Source organism: Mesorhizobium sp. M4A.F.Ca.ET.090.04.2.1 (genome assembly GCF_003999085.1).
Classification (GTDB): domain Bacteria; phylum Pseudomonadota; class Alphaproteobacteria; order Rhizobiales; family Rhizobiaceae; genus Mesorhizobium.
Genome location: NZ_RZOT01000730.1, coordinates 1 through 2,248 on the forward strand (window position 1 = coordinate 1; position 2,248 = coordinate 2,248).

The 2,248-nt window shown below is 65.4% G+C and carries 2 protein-coding genes and 1 pseudogene; all 3 read left to right on the top strand.

Annotated features, from left to right (window positions below):
• A pseudogene (gene hrcA, locus EN781_RS31080) lies at positions 1-387 on the top strand (heat-inducible transcriptional repressor HrcA); the annotation flags it as partial.
• 146 nt (positions 388-533) lie between these two features.
• Positions 534-731 carry a hypothetical protein gene (locus EN781_RS31085; RefSeq protein ID WP_126057282.1) on the top strand — a complete coding sequence of 66 codons (198 nt, stop codon included), beginning with the start codon at positions 534-536 and terminating at the stop codon, positions 729-731.
• 122 nt (positions 732-853) lie between these two features.
• A complete protein-coding gene (locus EN781_RS31090; protein WP_126059286.1) occupies positions 854-2,194 on the top strand; it encodes a sorbosone dehydrogenase family protein in 1,341 nt (446 codons plus the stop codon).
• Positions 2,195-2,248: the final 54 nt, after the last annotated feature.

The following is a 2,248-nucleotide window of genomic DNA, read 5'->3' on the forward strand; positions in this document are numbered from 1 at the left end:
GAAAAGGGCCTGGCGGTCTGGGCTGGCGCCGAAAGCGGCCTGCCGGCACGGCTCATCGTGCGCGGCCGCGCCAACCTGCTCGAAAACGTCACCGCCCAGGCCGACATCGAATTGCTGCGCCATCTGTTCGAGGATCTGGAGACGCAGGACGGGCTGCTGCAACTGCTCGACCTCGCCGAGGAAGGGCCCGGCGTGCGCATCTTCATCGGCTCGGAAAACAAGCTGTTTTCGCTGTCCGGCTCGTCGCTGGTCGTGGCGCCCTATCGCGACAAGGACGCCCGTGTCGTCGGCGCACTCGGCGTCATCGGTCCGACGCGGCTTAACTATGCCCGCATCGTGCCGATGGTCGACTATACGGCGCAGCTCATTTCGCGCATGCTGCGTTAGGTGTGAGGCCGGCCTGCAAATGGCGATCTCCCGCGCTTCCGGTGCTCACGTACTTCAAGTACGCTCCGCTCCGGTTCTCGGAGACCACCATTTTCGACCCGGCCTGACCGGATCTCAGTACACCTAGGCAGTGGAGGAGAAGAAAAATGGCGCTGGAATCGCTCAAGGCCCAGATCAGCCTGCTGCTCGAGGAAATGGTCAACCAGCCCGAGGACCAGCACGAGATACGGGAGCAGCTGCGCGAGAAGTTGCAGGAATTGCGCGCCATGGGCCTGCCGCTGCCGGCCGATCTGGTCGCGTTGGAAAGGCGCCTGGACGATGATTTCTATGCGGAAGGCAGCTGAGCACCCACTACCACCCTTAAGTTCACCTGTGCCCCCTTCGTTGCGGAACGCCGGTCTGATTTTTCCGTTTGTCCCGTACCTGGCCTTGACTGCCCATGGCCAAACCAACCCTGGAGGACGGTATGATCCGGTTTGCCAGTCTTGCGGGAGCTGCCATGCTCGTCGCCACCGCAGCGCTTGCGGACCAGCCGGTGCTGACCGGCAGCAAGGCTTTCGGCGACTGGAAGGCCGACCGTCCGGGAGTGCGCCGGCTGATCAAGCCGCAGGACCTGCCGGCGCCCTACCGCACCCGCTCGTCATCGAACGGCCCGGGCGTTGGCGATCGTCCCGAAGGGGTCAAGCCGCTTCTACCGCCCGGCTTCTCCATCGAACTCGTTGCTTCCGGCATCGACAATCCACGCGTCGTACGCGTGGCACCCAATGGCGACCTGTTTGTCGCCGACAGCAAGGCCAACCAGATCCGCGTCTATCGCCTCGCCGAGGGCGGCGCGAGGCCGGCGCAGCAAGCCATTTTCGCCGAAGGGTTGACCCGGCCCTATGGCATCGCCTTCTACCCGTCGGGCGACAGGCCGCAATGGGTCTATGTCGCCAACAGCAACAGCGTCGTGCGCTTCGCCTACCGCGAAGGTGACCTGAAGGCGCAGGGCAAGCCGGAAACCATCGTCCCGGACATCCCCTCCAGCCATCACTGGACGCGCGACATCATCTTTTCGCCTGATGGCAAGACGCTCTACCTATCGGTCGGATCGGGCTCCAACGTCGCCGAGGACATCGGCGCCGAGCCGGAAGGCGGGCTCGCGCAATGGGCGGCGTCGGCACCGCTCGGCGCGAGCTGGGGACCGGAGGAAGGGCGCGCCGACGTTCTGGCCTTCGATCCGGACGGCAGGAACCGGCGCAGCTTCGCCACCGGCCTGCGCAACTGCTCCGGCATGACGGTGCAGCCTCAGACAGGCGCGCTCTGGTGCGTCGTCAACGAGCGCGACGGGCTCGGCGACAACGTGCCATTCGAATATGCGACGACGGTCAGGCAAGGCGGCTTCTATGGCTGGCCCTGGTATTACATCGGCGCCAACGAGGACCCGCGCCACAAGGGCGCGCGCCCCGACCTTGCTGGCAAGGTCACTGTTCCCGACGTGCTGATGCAGGCGCATTCGGCGCCGCTCAGCATCGCCTTCTATGACAAAAAGAGCTTCCCGGCCGAGTATCAGGGCGATGCCTTCGTCGCCCTGCACGGCTCCTGGAACCGCGGCGTGCGCACCGGCTACAAGGTGGTGCGGCTGAAATTTGAGGATGGCAAGCCGACCGGCGCGTATGAGGATTTCGCCACCGGCTTCGTCATCTCCGACGACGATGTCTGGGGCCGGCCGGTCGGCGTCACTGTCGCGAAGGACGGCGCGCTGATCCTCACCGAGGACGGCAACGGCACCATCTGGCGCGTCACCTATGGCGACGGCCGGTCCTGATTGAGCCGGCCTGGGAATCCTGTTGGGGCCGCCTCGGGTTGACCCGGCGAGATC